This window comes from Mucilaginibacter glaciei (assembly GCF_014773245.1).
Classification (GTDB): Bacteria; Bacteroidota; Bacteroidia; order Sphingobacteriales; family Sphingobacteriaceae; genus Mucilaginibacter; species Mucilaginibacter glaciei.
On record NZ_JACWMX010000010.1, the window covers coordinates 42,545 to 67,835 of the forward strand.

The window sequence follows — 25,291 nt, forward strand, 5'->3', positions numbered from 1 at the left end:
TGATATCAATTTAACACTTTAGTGTTTTTGGGATGACAAATAGCGATGTAATGGGTGGGTATTTAGCACTAAATATCTTCTGCTATAAATAAAAACTCCTCATTAAAGGTCAGGGTGAAAAAACCATCGGCGGTAGTTACATAATAACCATTGCCTGCACTTTCCAGCCCAGTGATTTGCAGATCTTTGGTTGCCGATAAAATATGAACGCTTTCGCCCACCGGTTTCCACTTGCTGAAGCCGGACGTTACCGGATAGATCTTTTGCCGGCCCGAAAATATCACCAGGTTTATTTGTGTTGCAAAAGGGGCAAGTTCTGCTAACGGTAACTGGTCTGTAACGATGTTTACCGCCTGGTAATCGCTGGTGAGCAAAAACTGCATAGCCGCTTCAACATTGTTATCCCCTGCGGAGATCAGCCTAACGTCAGATTGCATCGAGGCATCCGGCTCATCGGCGATGATGAGATCCACTTTAATACCTTGCGAATTGATTTGCTCGGCAGTTAACGGTGTGGTGATAACGGTCGGGCTCCACTCCAGCAATTGGCCCAGCAACTCGTCGTCAAAATGATCAAGGCCGAGCACCAGCAAGGCGGGTTCCTGTTTTTCGCGTACAATGTGGTGGGACGACATACTATCAATTATAGATTTATCTTTATTCAAAGGTAAACTTAATAAATAGCTTAATATTTGTATGTAATTATCCGTGGAAGAACAAGCAGCCCCCATTCGCCGAAAAATTATCCATATTGATATGGATGCCTTTTACGCATCGGTAGAGCAGCGTGATTTCCCGGAGTACCGCGGCAAGCCCCTAATTGTGGGCGGCCTGCCCGAAGGGCGTGGCGGCGTAGTAGCTACTGCAAGTTACGAAGCGCGTAAGTTTGGCATCCGCTCGGCTATGCCTTCTAAACAGGCGCTAAAACTTTGCCCACATGCTTTGTTTGTGCGGCCACGTTTTGCCGCTTACAAAGAAGTATCGCAGCATATCCGCGAGATCTTTAGCCGCTACACCGACCTGATAGAGCCTCTCTCGTTAGACGAAGCCTACCTGGATGTCACCGAAGATAAGCGCAACATCGGCTCGGCGATTGACATCGCTAAAGAAATTAAGCAAGCCATTAAAGACGAGCTTAACCTTACGGCATCTGCAGGGGTATCGGTAAATAAGTTTGTGGCCAAGGTAGCGTCAGATATGCAAAAGCCCGACGGGTTGACGTTCATCGGCCCCTCGGCTATTGAAAGTTTTATTGAGAACTTGCCGGTTGAGAAATTTTATGGTGTTGGCCGCGTTACTTCTGATAAGATGAAACGCATGGGCCTGTTTACCGGTGCAGATTTAAAAAAGCTGAACGAGGACGAAATGAGACGAAACTTCGGCAAGGCCGGCGGTTTTTACTACCGGATAGTGCGGGGGATTGACGACCGCCCCGTGCAGCCGCACCGCGAAACGAAATCGGTAGGGGCCGAAGACACTTTCTCCTACGACCTCACAACCGCCGAAGAAATGGAAGCTGAACTGGATAAAATTGCCGTATTGGTAAATGCCGGTCTAATAAAAAACCAGTTAAAGGGACGCACCGTTACGCTTAAAATAAAATACAGCGATTTTAGGCAGGTCACCCGCAGCCAATCGTTCAGCTATTTTATTGACGATGAAGAAACCATTGCAGCCACCGCTAAAACCTTACTGGCCGCCACCGACCCGGATAACAGCAAAGTGCGGCTGCTGGGGATAACGCTTTCTAACTTCACACCTATTGAGGTTAAGGTAAAGGGCGCGTCGGATCAGTTAAGATTGTTTGAGGAGTGAAATTCTAATTAAACTTATAACCCACACCCAGCGTCCATAACCGCTGGCGCTGGCCATAATTTTCGTTTATTTTGGTTAGGCCGCCTTCGTAACGGTAATCGATGGTGATATGGCCTACATCAATCCCCGCACCTGCCTGGAATCCTAAGGTGCTTTTTCGGTAACTCCCAAAATCATTATACGCTCCGCTTACATTATCACTAAAGCTTTGGTTTTTATCTAAGACATAGCTGTAAACCGGCCCGGCCATTATCCGCACGTTAAGGTTGTCGCCGCCAAAGCCTTTTCCTATCAGTAAGGGTACATTAAGCGTAGTGAACTTTACCTTGCCTTCGGTACTTGTGCCGTTACTATTTTGGAAATCGAATTTACCGCCGCTGCCGCCCAGGTAAACTTCGGGCTGTAAATAAATGCTGTGGCCGAACCGGGCAAATATACCCGCCTGGTACCCCGTAACTGACGATTCTTTCAGGTTATCGGTGTTGATCCTCGAGAAATTGACCGCCCCTTTAATACCCAATGATTGCGCATTTGCGCCGGTTATTGCAGCCAATACAATGGCTAAGCTTAAAAATATGTTTTTCATGAGGTTATTGGTTTAGTTGGCTAATAATACAACGGTTAACAGGGCTGTATTTTAAAAGTTTAATGCAAGCCGCATATAAAACGTAACCTGCGCTGTATTTTTTATATTTTTGTTTAAATAATTTGTTCTATGGCAGAGATCACTATCAGCAATAAAGATTGGGAGCGTATAAAAATTAAGGTTCAGCGTAAATATAACCATCTTACCGATGAACAGCTACAATATACCGAAGGGCAGGAAGATAACCTGATTGCCCGGATAATGGAGCTGGTGAACCGTAACCGCGAATACGTGGTGTTTACCCTTAAAAAAGCTTTGGTTAATATAGATAATAACCGCCTTTAAAATCAGTTTAAAGACTATAAAAGCTTAAAGGCTTTTTGTAGTTTTATAATTCAATGGGTGTAAGGATGTTAAAGGATAGCAAGATTGGTAAGAATTACAGGAAACCGGCTATAGTTGCAGGCATGCTGGTATTGGCTACCGTTACCTGGGGTTTTAGCGACGATCTGTTCCAGATATCCAAAAACCTGGATGTTTTCGCCTCGGTTTACAAAGAGGTTAACATTAACTACGTTGATGATATCAATTCGGCCAAACTGGTCAAAACAGGGGTTGATGCGATGCTTGACGGACTTGACCCTTATACAGAGTTTGTACCCGAATCTGAAATTGAAGAATATAAGCTGCACTACGTAAGCACACAGTACGGCGGAATAGGCGCAAGCATATTTGCCCGAGATGGCAAGGTGTTTATTTCTGACGTAGCAACAGGCTTCCCCGCGCAAAAGGCCGATATCCGCCAGGGTGATCAATTGGTCAAAATAAACAATATTGAACTGGCCGGTAAAAATAACGACCAGGTGAGTGCCCTTTTAAAGGGATCTAAAGGCGCAGGCATCAAGCTTTTAATGAAGCGTGACAATGAAGCACCAATAGAGAAGAACCTGGTGCGCGACGAGATCAAACAACCCAATGTGGTATACTCGGGCATGGTTGATGGCAATATGGGTTACATAAAACTGAATAAGTTTTTAGAAAACTCGGCCGATGAAGTTACCAATTCGCTTATTGCATTGAAAAAAAATAACCCCAACGGGATCATATTGGATCTCCGGTCCAACGGCGGCGGTATTTTGCAGGAAGCTGTAAAAATTGTTAACCTGTTTGTAGGTAAAGACGTTACCGTTGTATCGCAAAAGGGTAAAATAAAAGAAAAGAATTTCACCTATAACACGGTGAGTACCCCTGTAGAACCTACCCTGCCATTGGTGGTGTTGGTAAACAGCCGCTCGGCTTCGGCATCAGAGATTGTTGCAGGTGCATTGCAGGACCTTGACCGCGCGATTGTTATTGGGCAGCGCAGTTATGGCAAGGGGCTGGTGCAGCAAACCTTTAACCTGCCTTATAATAGCCTGGTTAAAATTACAGTTGCCAAATATTACGTGCCGTCGGGCCGTTGTGTGCAGGCGCTGGATTATACGCACCGTAAAGATGACGGGAGCGTTATTAAAGTAGCCGATTCGCTGATACATGAGTACAAAACCAAAAATGGTCGTTCGGTTTATGACGGCAGCGGCATATACCCCGATATTTTTGTGAAGCAGGAGCGCTTTGCCAACGTAACTCAAACGCTGGTAAGTAAGCTGTTGATATTTGACTATGCCACCCAGTACCGCAATACCCACCCAAAACCGATTGAGCCAAAACAGATAATCCTAACAGATGCGGAGTATAACGATTTTGTAAAATACCTTGCAGGTAAAAACTACACCTATAGCACCGTTACCGAAAAACTGCTGACCACCTTAAAGACAGAAGCTACCCGCGAAAAACAGTATGCCGAGATACAGGCCGAATATGACGCATTAAAAACAAAACTGGCTGCCACAAAACGCAACGACCTACAACTACATAAAGAGGAGATAAAACAGGTTTTAGAGAATGAAATAGCTTCGCGTTATTTTTATGAAAAAGGGCGTTACGAAACTAACTTTAAATACGATAAAGAGCTTGCCCAGGCTATTAAAACCATGCAAGACAAGCCGCAACTGGCATCGATATTAAAAGGTGAAGGTAACTTTAAAACCATTGGCAAGCCCGTACTGGCAATGGCCGGTAAAAAAGAACCTAAAGACACTGCAGACGAGTAAGCTTGTAGGGGCACTAAAGTTAATATAGAAGACTTTTATTTTTATCCCCACTTGGTCTTGTTTCCTGATTCTCATCATCTTAATTTGTGCCTCTTCACGTGTAACATCACTGCTACACCAGCGTTTGGTTAAACTTTAACCGATAATGATTGTCATACCTACCAAACAACACAATTATGAAAAAGATATTAATTACCGCCGCCATATTCGTTAGCCTTTTAACAGTTAAACAGGCCAATGCACAAATAAGCTTTAGCCTTAATATAGGCAGCCAGCCGGCTTGGGGCCCCGTAGGTTATGATCATGCAGATTATTATTACATGCCCGATATAGATACCTATTATGATGTGCCCGCACATCAGTATGTATATTTAGAAAACAACAACTGGGTACGCCGGGCGTCATTGCCGCCACGCTACAGTAATTACAACCTGTATAATGGTTACAAAGTAGTGGTAAACGAACGGAGCCCCTGGTTACGTAACAATGTTTACCGTACTAAATATGCCGGTTATAAGGGACGCACCGGTCAAACCGTAATCCGCGACAGCCGCGATGTAAAATACCGTAACCACTGGACTGGTAACGGAAATGGTAACGACCGTAGAGAGATCCGTAACGACCGCAGGGAAGTACGTGATGACAAGAGAGAAGTGCGCCAAGACAGAAAAGACCTGCGCGACGACAGGAAAGATAACCGCCAAGACCGTAAAGACGATAAAAGAGGCCACGGCCGCCCATAACAAAAGGTTAATATTATAGATAAAAAGAGCAGGCTCCCGACAAGGAACCTGCTCTTTCTATAATAGCGTATCAGCATTAGATATATCATCTAATGAGGCATCACTTAGAAGATCCGGTTCTTTATCCGGTTAATCATTTCATACAACTCGTTAACATTGAAAGGTTTACTCAGACCGTCGTTCATGCCACTGGCTAAAATAGTTTCTCGTACATCAGCAAGTACGTTGGCCGTAAGGGCAATAATGGGCATGTCGGCGTAACGCTGCTCGGGCAGGTTACGAATAGCCCGTGTTGTTTCATATCCATCCATTACCGGCATTTGTACATCCATCAATACCAGGTTGTAGTTTTTTAATTTAACCATGGTTAAGGCTATCTCTCCATTTTCTGCAACATCGCACTCGGCTCCCCATTGTTGCAAGTAACGTTTTAGCAGCATCACATTTAAGGGGTTGTCTTCGGTTATCAAAATGCTTAGTCCCTTTAATGTGCCTGTCAGTTTCTTTGCATCCACCGCTGTTTCTTTGGCCATCGCGGGGCGGCCTTTTGGGAACATGAGCGTGAAAGAAAATACAGAACCCTCGCCTGGTTCGCTTTGTACTGTAATTTTGCCTCCCATTAACTCGGCAAGGCGCTGGCAAATAGCCAACCCTAAACCAGTGCCCCCATATTGCCGCGTGGTTTCTGAACTGGCCTGGGTAAAAAGTTGAAAAATATAAGCCTGTTTATCCCCGGGAATGCCTATCCCGCTATCCTTAACAGCAAAGTTCAGTTCGACCATTCCCGAATCTTCGCGCAATACTTTTACAACGATAGTTATTTTACCGGTGGCAGTAAACTTAATGGCATTATTAACCAGGTTAGTAATTATTTGCCCAAGCCGTACCGGGTCGCCAATGATCAATCCCGGCACTCTGCTATCGTAGTTTACAATAAATGAAAGCCGCTTATCATTTGTGAATGGCTTGTTTGTAGCATAGATGTTCTGAATAAGTTCGCCCAGGTCAAAAGCCACGTTCTCCAGTTCAATTTTGCCTTCCTCGGCTTTGCTCAGGCTTAAAATATCATTGATGATAACCATCAGGTTATCTGCCGAAAATTTTAACGGTTTCAGATATTCTAATTGATCGGGCCGCGGGTCGTTCAGCAACAAATTGGTAAAACCTATCACGGCATTCATCGGCGTACGGATCTCGTGGCTCATAACCGACAGGAACCTGGACTTAGCTAAAACCGCCTCTTCGGCCAGGTCACGGGCCCTTATCAATTCCTCTTTTACCAGTTTACGCTCGGTAATTAATTCGGTAAACATAATAATGCCACCAACAACGCCGGGGGCTTCAAACCACGGGCGAATTTCCCATCGCAGCCACTCCTGCTTACCATCGCGGCGTATAAAACTATCCTCTTCTATTTTGATCACTTCACCGGCAAGGCCGCGTTTCAAGTATTCGCGCCAAACATCGGGTATCTCAAAAAAAACGTCGTAATGGCTTTTACCGATGATGGTGGTTACATCCAGTTTGTAGGAGGCCATCCAAATGTGGCTGGCCGCCATGTAGCGCATTTCCCTGTCAAACATGGCTATTGATACCGGTGCTGCGTTTATAAATTTTTCGAGTTGCTGGTTCTTTGTTGCCAGGCGTTCCTGATCCTGCTTATGATTGGTAATATCCTGAAAGATTCCGTTCAGGCGTACGCATTTACCGTTTTTAAACTCGGGCTGGCCAATTGTACGGGTCCATCTCTCCTCGCCGCGGGTATTTATTATCCGCAGTTCTAAATCATATGTTTTACCCTCCGTAACAGCCTCTACAAAAGCTTGTTTCAGGCTATCCCTATCGAAGCCTTCCTTAAAAAATGTTGTTGCGCTTGTACGTTCAGGCACAAAACTTTCCGGCACACCAAATATTTGCCGGGTAACACCCGACCATGTAACCTGTTCGGTAGCCATATCCAGTTCCCAGCCCCCAACCATAGCCACCTGCGTAGTTTTGTCCAAAAAATCCTTTAGCCGGAGTATTTCTTTCTCCGCTTCTTTTTGGGCGGTTATATTGATGTAGATGATCCGCATGGATAGCGGCTCGTTATAAACGTTCCACTTGATCACCTTTCCGGTAAATAAAAAATATTCTGTTTTGCCGTGCAGGTTTAAAAAGCGCACCTCTTGGGCAAATACAACCTGGCCGCGGCTTTTAACATGGTTTTGCAAACTGATGAGGAATTGCTGTTTGTCGCTATCGGGCACTTTCACCTGCCAATCGGGATCTGTAGCGAGTTCGGTTTCTGAATATCCCAGCGCACGCAATAAAGCAGGATTGCTGAAAGGCACCTGCCCTGTCATATCCCATTCCCAATAACCGGTTTGGTAATTATCCTGAATATTTGGCTGACCGGCTACATACATTTGCTTACAAGAGAATTATATAATTGCAAGTTAATATTTTAGTTGATAAAGCCAATGATTTGCAAGCGGGTGAAATCAACTTATTTTCCTAATAAACCATTCATCAATGCTTTCCACTGCGGTAACGACAAGCCTTCCCGGGCAGATAAGGCTATAATGGTGTTACGCACTGTATCAAACAGGCCGGTGTTAGTAGTGTTGGCAACCTCGTTGCGCCCACGCGCGGCCGCACTTATATGATTTAAATAGCGCTCTATCACAAACGTAACCGTAGAATGGTGGCCGAAAAAATGGGCTATGGCCTTGTCCGGGTTTTTTGGATTGGCTACCGGCCTTGCGGTCATGGTGATGTATTCCGTTTCTGTAAATTCATCTGTGTTATCGTCCATTGCTTCAATGCGTACCCACTCATAGCCGCCCCCGGCTGCAGAACCTGGCCCCGGCAAATCTATCCGTATCAGGTCGCCAACTTCGGCAAATTTGTATACTTCGTTACCCATGCTGTCAGTAAGCGCAAAGTTAGCGGATAAGAGCCCGGCATATTCGTGCCATTTTGTTACATCCTTTAACCTGCTTTTAACCGCTAAAAAAACATGATGGGCTTCGGCAGTGTTTGCCGCATCAAAAAATTCAATAACATCTATTTGCTGCCCTTCTGTTTGCTCGGGTATGCTTTCATTAGCCTTATTCATGGTAACTGTTTATTATTCAACAAGGTTAAAGCCATACTGTTTGTTGCAGGGTTATATTCCTATTATGTTTAACGGTTAAATATCAGTTAGGTTACGAGCTATTATATTGAATTAAATGCTTGATTTTTAACTAAAAGCAACTACTTTTATACCGCCAATTATTTCTGACCGATAAATGAACTGTACTTTTTTTAAAAAGCTGCCGGCTTGCCTGTTGTTTGCCTGCGCGGCTTTAGTAGCCAGGGGGCAAAACCTGCAAGCAGATACCGACCAGCGACAAGTTGTTTTTGATAACACGATATCTACTTACTTAACTGCAGCCGCCGGTGACGATGCACGCCTGTACAGCGGGGCCGAATACCGTTTTTATGATGCCAACATTAAGGGAAACGCCTATTATGCTAATGTAAGTGACTTTGCACCCGGCAATATTGAATATGATGGTTTTACCTACAAAAGTGTGCCCGTACTGTATGATGTTTATAAGGATTTGGTGGTAATGCAATTACCTCATAAATCTGCCGGTGTAAGCTTGGTTAGCAAACGTGTACAAAGCTTTGACTGGGTGGGGCACCACTTTGTTTATGTAGATACGGATACTTTAGCCAAAGGCAAAGGTATTAACGCCGGCTTTTATGATGAGCTTTATAATGGCAAATGCCAGATATTGGCCAGGCATTCAAAAAGCATTGTTAACTTATCAGACAGTAACCCGTCTGTACAGGCGTACTTTAGTGTTAAAAAAGAAATCTTTATAAAAAAAGGCGGTACTTATACCAACGTTAATAGCCAAGGCGACCTTCTGGAAGTATTTAAGGATAAAAAGAAAGAGCTGATGCAGTACATCAGCAATAACCAGATCAAATTTAAGGGCGATCCGGAACAGGCCATTTTGAAAATAACGGCTTATTACGAGAGCCTGGCGGTAAAGGGTATCTAACACTTATTTTAATTAGGTAAAGCGAAGGAGAGATATTTTCCGATACATACAGAAAGAGCGCAGGGAGATAAAACCCTGCGCTCTTTCTATTTATTGCAATGTGTCTTTATCCGCCAGCATCTACTCTGTTACCAGAAGAAAGAATATAATGCTACGATTATCCCGCCTACTAACAACGCACCCGCTGTAAACGCGCGTGATGTTTTAAACATCGATGAATCGATCTCCAGCCCGTTGGTCTTAACACCTTTAGCACCGTCTATTTTAGATATAATAAACATGCCGATAACGCAGATAAGGAACACAAAGCCCATCCTGTCTATGAAAGGAATTTCGTAAACGCCCTTATCATTCATTTTAGAGAAACCATAAGGTGCCATAAAGGCCAGGTTGGCGTAATAAGGTAAAAACTTAAATATTACAGAGAACACAAAGCCGCCAATGGTAGCGAATAACGCCGCGTTGGAGGTAGCCTTTTTCCAGAAAAAGCCTAAGATGAACATGGCAAAGATACCCGGCGATACGAAGCCCGTATACTCCTGGATATATTGGAAACCCTGCTTACCCTCGCCCATTAGCTGCTCGCCTATGAGCAGTGACATAATTACCCCCAAAGCCATGGCCACAACAACCGACCATTTACCCAGCGTCACCAGTTTTTTATCGGTGGCCTGTGGGTTGATGGCTTTTTTGTAAATGTCCAAAGTAAAAATGGTAGCGATACTATTTGCCTTACCCGCCAACGATGCCACAATTGCCGCTGTGAGTGCAGCAAATGAAAGACCCTTTAAATAGGTAGGCAACAGGTTTAAAAGCGTTGGATAGGCTTTATTATAGTCTATGATACCTTTTGAACTAAGCATCTCCTGGTGGAACATGCCACGTTGGTATAATACATAAGCCGCTATACCCGGCAACACCACTATAATAGGCATTAACAATTTCAAGAAAGCGGCGAATAGCAAACCCGCGCGTGCGGTTTTTAAATCGGCACCTAAAGCGCGCTGGGTAATATACTGGTTGCATCCCCAATAATTCAGGTTCACTATCCACATACCACCAATTAATACTGATATCCCCGGAAGATCGAGGTAACTATTATTATCCTTTTTTAAGATCATATGGAAGTGATCTGTAGCTTCCGCGTGCAGTGTCTTCAACCCGGCCAATATGGAATGGTCCGAAGCATTTTTTGTGAGTTCGCCTAACCCTATGTAAGTAGCTGCTAAACCACCCAATATCAGTACAGCTACCTGTATCACATCGGTATAGCCAATAACCTTCATACCACCAAGGGTGATGACCACAGCAAAAATAGCCAGCAACGAGATGCATAGCCTGATATCTAACCCGGATATCCCGTGGATAGCCAAAGCGCCCAGATAAAGGATAGACATTAAGTTAACGATGATATACAATAACAGCCAGAAAATAGCCATGACCATTGCTACCGTACCGTTATACCGCTGATGCAGGAACTGCGGCATAGTGAAGATCTTATTTTTAAGATAGATGGGGATGAAAAAAATCGCGACGATAATTAAGGTAGCCGCGGCCATCCACTCATAAGTAGAGATAGCCAAACCCATTTTAAACGCCGAACCGCTGGTACCGATGAATTGCTCGGCAGAGATGTTGGAGGCGATCAATGATGCACCAATAGCCCACCAGGTTAAGGAGCCTTCGGCGAGGAAGTAATCTTTCGAGGTCGCGTCCGCATTATGTTTTCGCTTGTAGATCCAAAAACCATAGCAGGATACGATAATGAAATAAATTACGAATACAACGTAATCGCCGTTTGATAAGGTGCTCATTTAGCTTGTAGGTATTAAAATTGGTGCAATAATTAGGTTTGAATATTATATATATCGGTTAATCAAATTCTCCAAGTACTCTTGTTTGCCGCTGATCGTAGCCGGTTCGCCGTTGGTGGCGGCATAATTGCGCAGGTCTTCTAACGACAGGCTGCCTGCTTCAAATTCTTTGCCCTTGCCACTGTCAAATGACGCGTAACGCTCGCTGCGAATCTTTTTATAGTCGGACTTTTGCAGGATGTTGTCTGCAATGATCAAAGCCCTTGCAAATATGTCCATACCGCCTACATGCGCATAGAACAGGTCGGCAGGGTCGGTCGAGTTCCTGCGGATCTTTGCATCAAAGTTGATCCCGCCGCCGGCGAAGCCACCTGCCTGCAGAATGATCAGCATATATTCGGTTACCTCCGTAATGTCATTCGGAAACTGGTCGGTGTCCCAGCCGTTCTGGTAATCGCCGCGGTTGGCATCCATCGATCCTAACAAACCTGCATCGGCAGCTACCTGCAATTCATGCTGAAAGGTGTGGCCCGCCAGGGTGGCATGGTTCACTTCCAGGTTTAGTTTAAAGTCGCCCAGCAGGTCGTATTTCTGCAAAAAGCCCAATACTGTTGCTGCATCGTAATCATACTGGTGCTTGGTTGGCTCGCAGGGTTTCGGCTCGATAAAGAACGTGCCTTTAAAGCCTTGTTTGCGGGCATAATCTTTTGCCGTATGCAGGAATTTGGCCAGGTGCTCCTGCTCTCGTTTCATGTTGGTGTTCAGCAGGGTCATGTAGCCTTCCCTCCCTCCCCAGAATACGTAATTCTCGCCACCCAGGGCAATGGTAGCATCTATGGCTGCCTTTACCTGCGCGCCGGCATGTGCCAGTACGTTAAAGTCGGGATTGGTGGATGCGCCGTTCATGTACCGGGTATGGCTAAATACGTTGGCGGTACCCCACAGCAGTTTTACACCGCTGGCGGCCTGCTTTTGTTTGGCGTATTCCACCAGCGTTTGCAGTCTGCGTTCGTTATCGGCTACGTCATTGGTATAATCTACCACATCGATATCATGGAAGCAGTAGTAGGGTAAATTCATTTTGGTGATGAATTCAAAGGCGGCGTCCATTTTATCTTTGGCGCGTTCTACGGCATCTGCCTTGGCATCCCAGGGGAAAACATGGGTACCGCCGCCAAAGGGGTCGGCCCCGGTGCCATTGAACGAGTGCCAGTATGAACAGGCAAAGCGCAAATGGTCTTGCATGGTTTTGCCGGCTACTATCTTACCGGCATCGTACCAACGAAATGCCAGTGGGTTGTCTGATCCCTGTCCCTCGTATTGAACTTGTCCTATGTTCTTGAAAAATTCTTTCTCGCCTGTGATTACACTCATAATGGTAGTTTGTAGATTTATGTATTATTGATTAAGATGCTGTTCAAGCACAGCCTTCCAGCTTTGATAAACTTCATCGAAGGCTTTGGTGGCTGTAGGTTCTATGTAAGCTATTGGTTTGCTGTTGCTAAATGCTTCGGCAGCAGAAGCAAATAATTCCGAACCGATGCCCGCGCCTAATGCGGCCCCTTTGCTGCCATCATTATTATAAAGTTCGACGGGTACGCCTGTGGCATTCACAAAGGTTTCGGCAAATAATTCGCTCAAAAACATATTGGTACGCCCGGCACGTATAACGGTTGGGTACATCCCGTTTTCGCGCATAATATCCAAGCCGTACCTGAAAGCGCAGGCAATGCCCTCGTTTGCCGCCCGGAATATATGCCCGCGGGTATGTAAGTTCAGATCGATATTTTGCAGATGTGCGCCTACCTGTTGGTTGTTCAGCATCCGCTCGGCGCCGTTGCCGAAGGGCAGTGTGCGTAAACCATCGCTGCCTGCAGGGGCTTTGGCTGCCAGTTCATTCATCTGCTGGTAACTCAGGTCGCTTCCGAAAGAATCTTTAACCCAGCGGTATAAACTGCCTGTGCCGTTTATACAAAGCAGCACTCCCATGCGCTTACGCTCATTAGTATAGTTAACGTGCGCAAAGGTATTAACCCTTGATTGCGGATCATAGGCCAGCTGGTTGCTCACGCCGTATATCACGCCAGATGTGCCTGCCGTAGCGGCAACTTCGCCGGGGTTAAGTACGTTTAAAGAGAGGGCGTTGTTAGGCTGATCGCCGGCTTTGTAAGTTACCGGGATGCCTGAAGTTAATTGCAGCGCGTTAGCCACCTCGGTAGTAATACGCCCATGCGACGAGAATACCGGCTTAACCGTTGGGAACAACTCATTGTCAAAACCAAAATAGTCGGTAATGTCTTTTGATAAGCCGTTAAACTGAAAATCGAAAAAGATACCTTCAGATAATGCCGATGCCGATGTGGTGATCTCGCCGGTAAGTTTCATGGCAATGTAGTCGCCGGGCAGCATAATTTTATCTACCTGGTCGTATATCTCCGGTTCGTTTTGCTTTACCCAGGCCAGTTTTGAGGCCGTAAAGTTACCCGGTGAGTTTAACATGTGTGATAAACAGGTGTCATAGCCGATATCTTCAAAGGCCTTGTCACCAATTTCAACCGCGCGGCTATCGCACCAAATAATGCTGTTTCTTAAAACTTTTTGGTTTTTATCAACCAGAACAAGCCCGTGCATTTGATAAGCTATCCCAATTGCCGAAATATTTTTGGGGTCGTACCCGCCTTTTTTATGGCATAAAGCGATAGCATGTCCGGTTTGCTGCCACCACATCTCTGGCGACTGCTCTGCCCAGCCTGTTTGCAGTGAAATAATGGGCGACTCTTGTTCGGGGTATTGCGCAGATGCAATAACCTCTTGATTTTGAGCGTCAACAACGCATACTTTTACGGATGAAGTGCCTATATCAATGCCTAACAGCAGCATATTTTGTACGTTAAAAGATTATCAACCGGTTTATAACAGGGGGTTTGGCAACGAATTTAAGGTATTTTTTGAAAAAGCTGTTAAACAGCTCAAATAATGGCAAAAACTAAATATTTGAATTTTTTTTTAAAACGACTTGTGTAAAAGAAAAAGAGGCGTATATTTGCAGTCCCAAACGGAGTGGTAGTTCAGCTGGTTAGAATGCCTGCCTGTCACGCAGGAGGTCGCGGGTTCGAGTCCCGTCCATTCCGCTTCTCTTTGTAAGAGCCTGTAAATCAACTATTTACAGGCTCTTTTTTATTGTCTGCAAAAGACACGAACCTTACCCTTTTAAATTCAAAAACCCCCTAATTTGCGAAATTAAGCTGTTTTTAAACTTTGGCTTTATCGAAATTGTCAAGAAATCGCAAAATTCTATTGCGTCTTTCATTGCGTCTTTTTTTTCGAAAAAAGACGCTTTTTTCGTCATAACTTGTTGAAAATGAACTGTTTATTGTTTTTAACATTCTTTTTATAAAATAATCTATTATCCATTGATAATCAATAAGTTATGAGGTGGTATTCTTTAAACATGCGCCCTTTTTAACGACATATTTATTTTGATTTAAAAATATCGCTTATAGCTTTAGCGACATTTAAAATTATTATGTTAGAAAGAAGCTTCGGTTTGTTTTATTATTTAAAGCAGGCAAAAAATCAGAAAGAACAAAGATGGTATGTATATCTGCGTATCACAGTAGCCAGCGAGCGCCGCGAAGTATCCATTAAACGGCAATGGACTCTCGGCCGATGGAATTCAAAAACAGGAAGAGCAGCGGAAATCAACGAAGAGGCCATCGAATTGAACCGGTATCTGGATACCATTTCCAACAAGGTCCATCAGATACAAAGAAATCTGGTCGAGGACGGTAAGCAAGTCACGGCTGAAAATATTAAAGACGTTCTTACAGGCAAAGGAGAAAAGAAGCACTTTATTCTGGAAGCATTCCAGGAGCACAACAGGCAGATGAAAGCTTTAACCGGCCAAGAATTCGCACCGGCTACTTTGACCCGTTACAAGACGGCATGTACGCATTTAAGCAGCTATATCAAATGGAAGTATCAGAAGGTCGATTATGAGATTAAGGATTTAAATTATGAGTTTATCTCACAATTTGTATTTTGGCTTAAAAGTGAAAGAAAGTGCGGTCATAACGCAGCTATAAAGTATTTAGGCAATTTCAAGAAAATTGTATTGGAATGCATGAAAAGAGGTTTGCTATCCACAGACCCATTCCTGGGGTTTAAAAGTAAGCGAAATGAAGTAATCCCTGTTGCTTTAACCAAAGAGGAGTTGATCAGAATCACCAAAAAGAAATTTGATATCGAAAGGCTTGATCATGTCCGCGATATATTTTTGTTCAGTTGCTATACAGGCTTAGCTTATATTGACGCGTACAAGCTACGTAATACAGACATAGTGATCGGTATTGACGGTGGCATGTGGATTACTACGACCAGGCAAAAAATAAATTCAAGTACAAGGCTCCCATTACTTCCAAATGCAATAGCAATTCTTGCTAAATATCAGGACCATCCAAAATGTGTAATCAAAGGTACTGTGCTGCCGGTATTGACGAATCAAAAAACGAATTCGTACCTGAAGGAGATCGCTGATCTATGCGGTATTAGAAAAAAACTAACCTTTCACATTGCGAGGCATACGTTTGCTACTACAGTAACACTTACTAATGGCGTGCCTATTGAAACAGTGTCAAAAATGTTAGGACATAAATCGCTTAAGCAAACGCAGCACTATGCGAAAATCGTTGATTTGAAGATAAGTGAGGATATGAATTTACTTAAAGAAAAGCTGCAATTAGCCTAATTTGACTTAAACATAATCTATAGGCGTTCTATGAAAACGTCTTAATTTAAGCAGATCGCTGCATGGACGCAGCGATCTGCTTAAATCATAATATTCAAGGTGTCGCAACTTACATTATGAATTCTTTAATAATAAATAGTTATCTATTGTTAACTTTTACCACGTGAGTATCATTAAGATTCAGAACGTAATTACTGCTGTTTAAATATGGGGATTTACATTGCTATCTTTTATTTAGCGATATGTAGTATTCTTATTAACGGATCACATGAGTTTATTTAGAATAATATTACTTATCTTCATCATGTTACCTAAACGAGATCATACGCACGCTTTTCAAAGCGCAAATTCCTCTTCGTTTTTCAACTTAATAATCTTTTGATTATCAGTTCATTGCTTTGGTTGACAGGGCTTTAGCGGTTGGTGTTGATAAGTCTATGCTCTTGCTTTCGTGAAGATTGGATAGTTTTGTTCTTGGCTAGGTACATAGCTTTTATACTGTTTAGAGGGATTACTATGAGAATAGGCTTTTCAGGCCACGAAACCTTTGTCTGCCGCACCTTTTGGTTAAAAAAGGGGTATGACTTTGTGATGGATGGCCGGGCTTTTGCGGACGAAGATGCGGTGGTTGCGCTAGGTGTGGGTAAGAACATGGTCACTTCGATCAATTTTTGGATGCGGGGGTTTCATATTATGGACCGAGACCAAAACAATATAACCGATTTAGGCCAGTACCTATTTGGCGGACGAGACCCGTTTCTCGAAGATATCGCGTCACTTTGGTTATTACATTATTCGGTAGTTAAAAACCAAAAGGTATTCATATTCAATAGCTTCTTTAATGAGTTTACTAAGCAACGGAGCGAATTTACTAAGGAGCATCTGATCGGTTTTCTAAAAAGGAAGACCGAAAGTGGGGGCCTGCGCCTATTTAGCGAAAAGACATATGAGTCGGACGCTACAGTCTTTTTAAGAACTTATCTGCGCTCCCATGATGGTAAAGCTGATCTGGAAGACGAAACAGCTAATTTACTTATCGAGCTGAATCTCCTGACGGCGTATTTTAAGGAGAATACGGAAGGCAAGGCTGTACAATGGTTTAGATTGCTGCGCCAAGATCGTTTTGACCTACCCAAAGCTGTATTATTGTATGCGATACTGGATCGCTTTGGAGGAGAAAGTCAAACAATTACGTTTAATGAATTACTGGAAGCGCCGGACAGCCCGGGCCTGATCTTCAGTTTAAGTGAAAAGGGGTTAGAGTCACAGTTAAGGGAATTGGCTGTTTTTTACCATGGCGATATCACCTTTAGTGAAACCGCCGGTAACCAGGTATTACAGATCAAAAATCCGCTTGATAAGTGGACGGTATTGGAGGAGTATTATGGCTAAGCGTTTTTCCCCATCGGTTAACATACTGACGCAAGATGTTGACTTAAGCCAGTATTTCCTGACCTCAAACGTACAGGCAGTATTTGACCTGATAACTAATAATTACAATTCCGGCATACGTTCCCTAAATTTGATCGGTGCTTATGGTACAGGAAAGTCCTCTTTTTTGTCAGCGCTCATGCAGCACCTGATCGATGAGCAAGTATTTTTGGACGATCATAAGTGGTGTACTTTAAAGCAATTTACGATACTTAAAGCAGTTAGTGATTATGACTCCTTTATCCGGCAGTTCGCGGATCTTATCGGGTCGAACAGTGATAAGCCTCAGCAGTTGTTAAAGAATTTTGTGCAGTTTTTGACTTTACAAAACCAACAGGGCAATTGCGTGGTAGTTGTCGTAGATGAGTTCGGAAAGATGCTGGAATATGCCGCCAAATATGAACCTGAAAAAGAGTTGTATTTTATTCAGCAATTAGCTGAGTTGGTCAACAGCGGTGACTATGAGGTGGTATGGATTTCGACTTTGCATCAGGACTTTTCGGGTTATGCACATCAATTGTCTCGCTTACAGCGTAACGAATGGGTTAAGGTCAAAGGGCGCTTCAAGGAAATCACTTTTAATGAACCAGTTGAACAACTGCTTTTTCTTGCTAGTCAGCGATTGAACAATGCTGTGCCGACTTTTGTGCAACCAGCCTTTGAAAAATTGTTTCAGGCAATAGTCGACGCAAATGTATTTCCGCTGCGTGATTTCTTCAATCCGGAGGTCGCGGCTAAACTTTATCCGCTGGATATTTTAGCTACTGCCGTGCTGGCGCAGGCTTTACAGCAATATGGACAGAATGAACGTTCCCTGTTTAGTTTTTTGAGCGGGGATAATTATTTTGATCTGAAAGATTTTGATCAAGGCAACGCTAATTTTTACGGCGTCAGTGCCGTACACGATTATTTAAATTATAACCTGCACTCTTTTTTACATTCCAAGGTCAATCCGCATTATTCGCAGTGGGCGGAAATCAGGAATGCTTTGGAACGAGTGGACGGTGAGTTCGATTTTAAACAACAAACTTTATATCACGGTATTGTTAAGACGATCGGTATTTTTCAACTATTCCTGCCTGCTAATGCAGTAATAGATCGCACCTTTTTAGCTGCCTACTTGGATCATGTGCTGAACATTACTGGTAGTGCACAAGCGATTGCAGAACTGGAACAACGTTTCATCATCAGGTACTATCAGCGCAAACATCGTTACACTTTGTATGAAGCCAGCGACGTTGATATCGATGTGGCGATTTCGGACGCCGCAGCCGAGGTCAGCCGGGCGAACGACGTGGTTCATTATCTGGGTACCTATTTCGATTTTCCGACTATGTCGGCCAAACGCGCATATTTTGACCGCGGAACTCCCAGAGTATTTCAATTTAAGATATCAGACAATCCCTACAATGCAACTTTACCGCAAGGCGAAGTGGACGGCTTCGTTAATTTGATTTTTAGCACATTTTTATCAGTCAATGACCTCGAAAAGGTGTCGGGCCAGAATGATCATGCGGTACTTTACGGTCTATATCAAAATCCTGACGAGATCAGGAACTTGATCGAAGAGATCGAAAAAGCCGAGATCGCGCGTGAAAAACATAAAGAAGACAGGATCGCCAGAAGAGAATTGGATAGCATCATTGACCTGCAACGCAATTTGTTGAACCACTATGTGATGGAAAGCTTCTTTAACCGTGAGATCGTTCGCTGGTTCTATCATGGTGCCGAAGTGTTTACGATAACCAATAACCGCCGTTTCAATGAGATACTTTCTGAGATCTGCACGGAGGTTTATCACCACGCGCCAGTATTCCGTAGCGAGATCGCCAATAAAACGAAATTGTCAACGGCTGCTTCCTTGGCACGAAAAGAATTGTTCCAGGCTTTATTTTTAAATGCGGAAAAAGAAAACCTGGGAATTAAAGGTTTTCCGCCGCAAAAAAGTATCTACTATTCGCTACTGCGGCAAACCCATATTCATGAGTACGGTAACGGCGGCTGGTTTTTACAGGAACCAGAACTTGAAGCCGACCCTTTTCGTTTTGGTCCTTTGTTTGAAGCCAGCAACGCTTTTTTGGATTCCTCACGTGGGGTCAGGCGAAATGTTGGGGAATTATATGAGAAGCTCGGTAAGGCGCCTTTTAAGTTGAAAAAGGGCTTTCTTGATTTTTGGATACCAATATTTATGATCCTCAAAAAATCGGATTATGCGCTCTATGGTGAATTTGGTTATATAGCCGACTTGAATGCGGAAATATTGGAACTATTGGTCAAAAAGCCGGATAATTATGCGCTCAAGGCATTCGATGTTGCTGGTGTACGGATTAACATGTTTAATCGTTACCGGGAAATGCTCCAGCTTCCGCAAAAAGAGCGTACGGATAATGAGGCCTTTGTGCAAACCATCGTGCCTTTTATTAAATTTTATAAAGAACTGCATGCCTATGCAAAAAACACGCGTCGTATTAGCAAGCCCAGCCAAAAGATCCGAAAAGCACTGATCGATGCGGATGACCCGGAACGGTTGTTTTTTGAAGATTTTCCGGCGGCTTTAGGTTTCGACCTGATACAATTAAATAAAGACCCACTTTTATTAGGCGAATTTACCACTGCTCTACAAAATGCTATACGTGAGTTGAGATCTGCTTACGAACAGTTATTGGTACGCTTTGAAAAAGTGATCAATTCACTTTGGAATACGGACCTTGAATTTGCCGATTACAAAGCAAAATTACGCGCTCGATATCAGGTCGGATTAAAATCATATCTGCTACTGCCATACCAGCGGACATTTTATGATCGTGTTTTCTCTCCACTAGAGGATCGTAAAGCTTGGCTCTCTTCTGTTGCGCAATCGCTGATCGCCAAACCGCTGGAGCAAAGCAATGATGACGACGAACTGCGGCTATTTGACCGCTTTTTGGAATTGATCCATGAATTGGACAATTTGAACGAGATCGGCAAACAACCCAAACTGGCAGATACCGACGAAACCTTTAAACTGGAGATCACACGGCCTGGAGAAGATGTCCGTAACCAAGTCATTACGGTGCCTAAGGAGAAATCAACAAAATTCAAGCAGGCACAAAATGACATCGAAACGGCGTTAGCCGGCGAAAATCGGTTTACCAAAATTGCTATCTTAGCTGAAATGCTCAAAAAAGAAATAGATCGGGATGGAAAATAAACAGGTTAGGCACGTATTGGGTATATCCGGCGGCAAAGACAGCGCTGCGCTGGCGATCTATATGCAATCGCTTTACCCGGGCATGGCTATTGAGTATTATACCTGCGATACAGGAAAGGAACTTGATGAAACCTATCAGCTTATTCGTAACCTGGAATCGCGGATTGGCGTAACTGTACACAAATTATATGCGCCGACCGCTGATAAAGACAATCCTTTTGATTATTACCATCGCTTATACGGCGGGTTCCTCCCTTCCTCGAATGCGCGTTGGTGTACCCAAAAATTAAAGATCGAGCCTTTTGAACAATACATCGGTTCAACGCCAGTCATCTCTTATGTAGGCATACGGGGCGATGAGGACCGTGAGGGTTATATTTCTACCAAACCTAATGTCCAGTCTATTTTTCCTTTCCGGAAAAACATCTGGAGCGAAGAAGTTGTAAGTAAGGCCCTTGCGAACGATAACATCTTTAACCTAAATAAACTTTATAAAGAGTTTCTGCCACATAACCTTTATGAGCGCGCGGTTGATATCATTGCTACTCCTTTGTCTATGCGCTACGATCAACAGCTAAAAGTAAAAAACCTATTGGACCTGGGTATCAAAGAGTTCAACCACGTTGTGTTTGAACTCATGAAAAGTACAAGACTGCCCATAGCGCAACTGCACGGATTTCCGTTACTGGATAACGAGGAGATACTGGTACGCGAAGATATCTTTAGGATATTACGCGAAAGCGGTGTCGGTGTGCCCCAATATTATGAGGAGATACCCTATGACGTTCACGGAAAGAAAGGCATCTATAACCGCAGCCGCTCCGGTTGTTTCTTTTGCTTCTTCCAGCAAAAGATCGAATGGGTATGGCTGTATGAACAAAACCCCGCCAAGTTTTTCCTGGCCATGGAATATGAAAAAGACGGGTATACCTGGAACCAAAACGAACGGCTGGAAGAATTGATCAACCCCGCCCGCATCATACAGATCAAAGCAGAATTCTTAACCAAACAAACCTTAGCCAAACAACGCCAGCAGTCCGGAAAATTAATTGATATTCTCGACGCGGAAGAAGAGGGTTGCGCAGCTTGCTTCATTTAAAATGCAAATAAAAGTCGAAACCTGGACCTTAAAGGAATATTTATCAAAGGTAGATAAAGTAGAAAATCAACCGGAATATCAGCGTGGAGAGGTATGGAGCGATGATAAAAAACAATTGTTAATAGATTCAATGCTGCGTGGGATCGATGTTCCTAAAATCTATTTACGAGTTACCGCTGGAAATACCTACGAAGTAGCTGACGGTCAACAGCGTCTGACCACCATTCTAAAGTTTATTAATAACCAAATCGCTATCCCTGCGGGTGAAGATAAGGGATTACCGTTGGGAATATACGATGGGATGGATCTGCGTGAAAAATATTATAAAGATATTCCGAAGAAATTCAAGACTGATCTCGATGATTATAAACTGACCATCGCTGTAGTCACAGGCGCTTCAGGTGACCAAATACGGACCTTATTCGGGCGGCTTCAGGAAGGAGTTAATCTGAATCCCGCCGAAAAAAGAAATGCTATTTTAAGCAGCACCGGGCGACATATTGATAACTTTGTTTTCAATCATACTTTTTTTGAACATTCGAGGATATCTCGTTCACGATTTAAGCGTCAAGATTATTTGGCCCACGTTATCGCGTTGGTTGCTTATAAAAATAAAAGTGATCTTAAGAGCGTCTTACTTGAACGGCTTTACCTTGACAAAATGTTCGTTCTTGACCAAAAGTTATTGTCAAAAGTAGCGACAGTCCTTGATCACATGTATGAACTGGACAAATTTCTAGTAACCCGGATCACAAAAAAGTTTCATTTTATCGACCTATTTTGGATGATTTTTCAACAATTTGACAAGTTAGGGAGTATCGATTACAAGGGTTTTGCTGCCGCTTTCGATAAATTTGAATGGTTGAGGTTAGACGTTGATGATCCGAAAGATTTAATCGAAAATCCAAAAGCCACGCAAGATGATCGAGACTTGTATGACTATTATATGGCTTTCCGTCATGATGGTTCATCGCCGGCAAGTATCCAAACCCGACAGTTAATTTTCAAGAAATTATATAAAAAATTCATATAGGATGGTGGATAAAATTCCAGACGAATTATACCAGAATTTCAAAGATAACTTGGGCGTTTTCTTTGTTGGTGCTGGTTTGTCCATTCCGGCAGGATTGCCTACATGGGACCAGCTGTTAGATGAACTGATAGCAGAAGCGGCTAAACAGCCCTGGTTCTCTCCCAATAAAAAGGATGATTACGCCGTATTGAGAAAAGAAGGTAAATTTCTTTTTCTCGCAGAAGAGATAAAAAATGATTTAGGAGGCATGTACTCAGATTACATGGAAAAACGATTTGTTGCCACAGTCTACGAGCCGACCATCAATCATGAATATATTGCAAAGACGCAGTCAAGTTTAATTATCACGATCAATTATGATCGTTTGATCGAACGTGCTTATAATAAAATATATGGGGATTATCCTGAACCTTATTTATATTCTGACAGCCGTGCGGCAGCTAATTTGTTTTGGAAGTCCCGGTTTTTTGTATTAAAGGCGCATGGCGATGCGAAAAAGGATATTGAATCAATTGTTTTATCTCAAAAGGATTACAGGAGGACTTTATATCGGGAACCGGGATATAGAAGTCTTCTTCAGGCGATATTTACAACCAAATCAATTTTGTTTGTTGGTGTTTCGATGACCGATCCAGAATTCAATCAACTACTCGATTATTTGAATGATTCCTATCATGGCGGCGGTCCGAGGCATTATTTGTTGATCGAGTCGGGGAAATGTGTGCCAACTATGTCAAGACGTTTTTACGATGATTTTAATATCGAAACCATCACCTACGAAAATGCTGATGGAAAGCACGGAAAAATCACTGAGTTTTTAAAAGGGCTTTCCGAGGCTGCGCCTTGTCATAATATCAAGTTCTAGAATTATGCTTTTTATAAAGTATCCAAAATATCATCTAAGTTGCCGGTGAAAGAAGTTTTTGCACCATAAGCGTTTTTCAGTTTCTTAATCTCCTGCTCATTAAGAATTTGAGGGTAGGCTAGATACAGCAGCAACAATTGGGTGAGTACGTCAGAATTGGTCAGCATAGTTTTTTCAATGGGGTTCCACAATACATATAACCAAGGTTTCTGATTCAGGTTAAAGTTGAGTGTATTGAATTTTTTGAATACTTCTTTAAAGGTCAGGCCTTCCCTTGAATAGATCTTTAATGCTGCTTTAACCAATGGTAAAAATCCGATCGGCCTGAACACGAGGTTACCGCCGGTTTTGTTATTCCTGAAGTCTTTGGCGAAATCTTTGTTTTTATTTAAATAGTCGCCTACAAACGAAAGTTCCGTGCGGAAGGCGTCCCAAAACGACAGGATGAACGTTTGAAATGTATCAATTTCGTCCTCCGAAGGCCTGAATTTTAAATAATCCACCAGGTAATCTTCGGTAGGCTTGCTGTTGTGTGTTTTAGTGTAAAAACTTTTGAATAGTTCGACGTTGGCCTGGTATAGTGTAATAACCGAGGTCATGGCATCTTTGTTGTTATTGGGAATGCCTTTTTGTTTGGCCAGAACAATCCTTTTTCCACTAAATAAGCCATATTCCTCCAACAAATACCGGGTGGTAATCGCAACAATGTCATCCTCGTCTAAGGCAATGATATCGTCTAAGGAAACAGGTTTTGCATAACGGTTCAGGGTGGTGAATAGCCTTCTTGTTTTCAACATGCCGGCCTCGTCATTTTTATGTCCGATAAAAATAGCGGCAATTTGCTGACTGTGCAGGTCGGGCCGCTCTTTTAGCGCCGCTTTGATGCCTTCAACCCGGTGCTGTCCGTCTATTGGAAATATTTTGTGATTTCCGGGAAAATCCAATAACCCGAGCTGATAACTGGATGTATGACCGTCAAACTGCACCTCAATTTCTGTCCAGTCCGGATAATTGTTATAAACCGCGAGGACTAGTGAGTTGAAAAACAGTTCCGGTTGATTTAAAATATAATCCTTGATGTTTAGGTAATTCTTAGAAATACTACGCTGAATCAAATCGTTCAGTGTTTCTGATTTATGTAGTTGATCGTTAATAGGTGAAACGTACTGGCTGACTTGTCCGAATGTCAAGGTCGCCACATAGTAAACACGGCCGCCAAGTTCTGCTCTTAATGCTGGTACTTTCATAGGTTGAATGCTTTTACGGCTTGTCGAGTTTCCATATCCGGAATTTGGTCATTGAATGGAAGTAACAAGGCATTAATTAAAAATTTCTCATGATTGGCGATCTCTTGATTGTCTTCAAGTGGCATAAAATTGAGATGCAGGTCATGCGCCCAGTAATGAAACATGCGCGTGATTTTTGGACGCTCGCCGGATCTCGCATATTTTTGAAAATATTCTTTACATCGTTTTTCCAAATTCTGCCCTTTAGTGTAGAGAGCCCGACCGATGTATACTGGAAAATCGGTCATGCCAGGAATGACCGGACACTTGATAGAAAACATATAGATGCCACCAGAATTTTGCGGAAGGAGTTTGATATCCGCATTAAAGTCGCTGCCATCGTCATTTAGGTATTTAAAGGTGGTCCAATTCTTTAGGTCCAGGTCAATTTTGGAAAATTCACCCGGGTCCCACAAAGTCTGGTGCAGCTTATAGGATATTTCCCTAAGCCTTAATTCCTCGCCTAAATCAAATGCAGAATTTAACATG

Annotated in this window: 20 protein-coding genes and 1 tRNA gene; 12 read left to right on the plus strand and 9 right to left on the minus strand. The window is 43.2% G+C overall.

The window, feature by feature from the left end:
* Positions 1–68: 68 nt before the first annotated feature.
* Positions 69–665, minus strand: coding sequence for a thiamine diphosphokinase (locus IDJ76_RS19130; RefSeq protein WP_191165649.1), 597 nt, complete (start codon positions 663–665; stop codon positions 69–71).
* Between the two features lie 91 nt (positions 666–756).
* On the opposite strand from IDJ76_RS19130, the gene dinB reads away from it, so the two are divergent.
* Positions 757–1,815 carry a DNA polymerase IV gene (dinB, locus tag IDJ76_RS19135; RefSeq protein ID WP_224746419.1) on the plus strand — a complete coding sequence of 353 codons (1,059 nt, stop codon included), beginning with the start codon at positions 757–759 and terminating at the stop codon, positions 1,813–1,815.
* 4 nt (positions 1,816–1,819) lie between these two features.
* Here the strand turns inward: dinB and IDJ76_RS19140 are convergent, their stop codons facing one another.
* Positions 1,820–2,401, minus strand: a complete 582-nt coding sequence (locus tag IDJ76_RS19140; RefSeq protein WP_191165653.1) for a porin family protein — start codon at positions 2,399–2,401, stop codon at positions 1,820–1,822.
* A gap of 129 nt (positions 2,402–2,530) precedes the next feature.
* On the opposite strand from IDJ76_RS19140, the gene IDJ76_RS19145 reads away from it, so the two are divergent.
* From IDJ76_RS19145 to IDJ76_RS19155, 3 genes are all read left to right on the plus strand, one after another.
* Complete coding sequence (locus tag IDJ76_RS19145; RefSeq protein WP_191165655.1) at positions 2,531–2,746, plus strand: CsbD family protein; 216 nt, start codon at positions 2,531–2,533, stop codon at positions 2,744–2,746.
* Positions 2,747–2,799: 53 nt separating this feature from the next.
* Positions 2,800–4,554 (plus strand): S41 family peptidase, encoded by a 1,755-nt coding sequence (locus IDJ76_RS19150; protein WP_224746414.1) that lies wholly within the window; start codon positions 2,800–2,802, stop codon positions 4,552–4,554.
* 176 nt (positions 4,555–4,730) lie between these two features.
* Complete coding sequence (locus tag IDJ76_RS19155; RefSeq protein WP_191165657.1) at positions 4,731–5,297, plus strand: hypothetical protein; 567 nt, start codon at positions 4,731–4,733, stop codon at positions 5,295–5,297.
* Positions 5,298–5,401: 104 nt separating this feature from the next.
* Here the strand turns inward: IDJ76_RS19155 and IDJ76_RS19160 are convergent, their stop codons facing one another.
* Together IDJ76_RS19160 and IDJ76_RS19165 are read right to left on the minus strand one after the other, a co-directional pair.
* Entirely contained in the window at positions 5,402–7,705 is a 2,304-nt protein-coding gene (locus IDJ76_RS19160; protein ID WP_191165659.1) for an ATP-binding protein, read from the minus strand.
* 80 nt (positions 7,706–7,785) lie between these two features.
* Positions 7,786–8,397: a hypothetical protein gene (locus IDJ76_RS19165; RefSeq protein WP_191165661.1), complete on the minus strand. Its 612-nt coding sequence runs from the start codon at positions 8,395–8,397 to the stop codon at positions 7,786–7,788.
* Between the two features lie 175 nt (positions 8,398–8,572).
* Here IDJ76_RS19165 and IDJ76_RS19170 point away from each other — a divergent pair, with 175 nt between their 5' ends.
* On the plus strand, positions 8,573–9,337 hold the full coding sequence (locus IDJ76_RS19170; protein ID WP_191165663.1) for a hypothetical protein: 765 nt from the start codon (positions 8,573–8,575) through the stop codon (positions 9,335–9,337).
* 128 nt (positions 9,338–9,465) lie between these two features.
* Here IDJ76_RS19170 and IDJ76_RS19175 read toward each other — a convergent pair whose 3' ends face one another.
* Genes IDJ76_RS19175 through IDJ76_RS19185 form a run of 3 tightly spaced genes read right to left on the minus strand, consistent with a single transcriptional unit; the run spans position 9,466 to position 14,031 of the window.
* Positions 9,466–11,151: a sodium:solute symporter family transporter gene (locus tag IDJ76_RS19175; protein ID WP_191165665.1), complete on the minus strand. Its 1,686-nt coding sequence runs from the start codon at positions 11,149–11,151 to the stop codon at positions 9,466–9,468.
* A gap of 45 nt (positions 11,152–11,196) precedes the next feature.
* Complete coding sequence (gene xylA / locus IDJ76_RS19180) at positions 11,197–12,525, minus strand: xylose isomerase (RefSeq protein WP_191165667.1); 1,329 nt, start codon at positions 12,523–12,525, stop codon at positions 11,197–11,199.
* Between the two features lie 24 nt (positions 12,526–12,549).
* The gene (locus tag IDJ76_RS19185; RefSeq protein WP_191165669.1) at positions 12,550–14,031 is read right to left on the minus strand and encodes a xylulokinase; all 1,482 of its coding nucleotides are present in this window, start codon (positions 14,029–14,031) and stop codon (positions 12,550–12,552) included.
* 177 nt (positions 14,032–14,208) lie between these two features.
* Between IDJ76_RS19185 and IDJ76_RS19190 the strand changes: the two genes are divergently transcribed.
* The 7 genes from IDJ76_RS19190 (at position 14,209) to IDJ76_RS19220 (ending at position 23,516) form a co-directional block, all read left to right on the plus strand.
* Positions 14,209–14,282: transfer RNA gene (locus tag IDJ76_RS19190), tRNA-Asp, on the plus strand.
* Positions 14,283–14,677: 395 nt separating this feature from the next.
* Positions 14,678–15,898 (plus strand): site-specific integrase, encoded by a 1,221-nt coding sequence (locus IDJ76_RS19195; RefSeq protein ID WP_191165671.1) that lies wholly within the window; start codon positions 14,678–14,680, stop codon positions 15,896–15,898.
* A gap of 516 nt (positions 15,899–16,414) precedes the next feature.
* The gene (locus IDJ76_RS19200) at positions 16,415–17,290 is read left to right on the plus strand and encodes a DUF4007 family protein (RefSeq protein WP_191165673.1); all 876 of its coding nucleotides are present in this window, start codon (positions 16,415–16,417) and stop codon (positions 17,288–17,290) included.
* Positions 17,283–20,519, plus strand: a complete 3,237-nt coding sequence (locus IDJ76_RS19205) for an nSTAND1 domain-containing NTPase (protein WP_191165675.1) — start codon at positions 17,283–17,285, stop codon at positions 20,517–20,519. Before IDJ76_RS19200 ends, IDJ76_RS19205 begins: the two co-directional genes overlap by 8 nt.
* On the plus strand, positions 20,509–21,618 hold the full coding sequence (locus tag IDJ76_RS19210) for a phosphoadenosine phosphosulfate reductase family protein (RefSeq protein WP_191165677.1): 1,110 nt from the start codon (positions 20,509–20,511) through the stop codon (positions 21,616–21,618). Before IDJ76_RS19205 ends, IDJ76_RS19210 begins: the two co-directional genes overlap by 11 nt.
* A 1-nt stretch (position 21,619) precedes the next feature.
* Entirely contained in the window at positions 21,620–22,651 is a 1,032-nt protein-coding gene (locus IDJ76_RS19215; RefSeq protein ID WP_191165679.1) for a DUF262 domain-containing protein, read from the plus strand.
* Position 22,652: 1 nt separating this feature from the next.
* Positions 22,653–23,516 carry an SIR2 family protein gene (locus IDJ76_RS19220; RefSeq protein WP_191165681.1) on the plus strand — a complete coding sequence of 288 codons (864 nt, stop codon included), beginning with the start codon at positions 22,653–22,655 and terminating at the stop codon, positions 23,514–23,516.
* 11 nt (positions 23,517–23,527) lie between these two features.
* Here the strand turns inward: IDJ76_RS19220 and IDJ76_RS19225 are convergent, their stop codons facing one another.
* Together IDJ76_RS19225 and IDJ76_RS19230 are read right to left on the minus strand one after the other, a co-directional pair.
* Positions 23,528–24,763, minus strand: a complete 1,236-nt coding sequence (locus IDJ76_RS19225) for a DNA sulfur modification protein DndB (protein WP_191165682.1) — start codon at positions 24,761–24,763, stop codon at positions 23,528–23,530.
* Positions 24,760–25,290 carry a hypothetical protein gene (locus IDJ76_RS19230; RefSeq protein ID WP_191165684.1) on the minus strand — a complete coding sequence of 177 codons (531 nt, stop codon included), beginning with the start codon at positions 25,288–25,290 and terminating at the stop codon, positions 24,760–24,762. The genes IDJ76_RS19225 and IDJ76_RS19230 overlap by 4 nt, the downstream gene beginning before the upstream one ends.
* Between the last annotated feature and the right edge of the window lies 1 nt (position 25,291).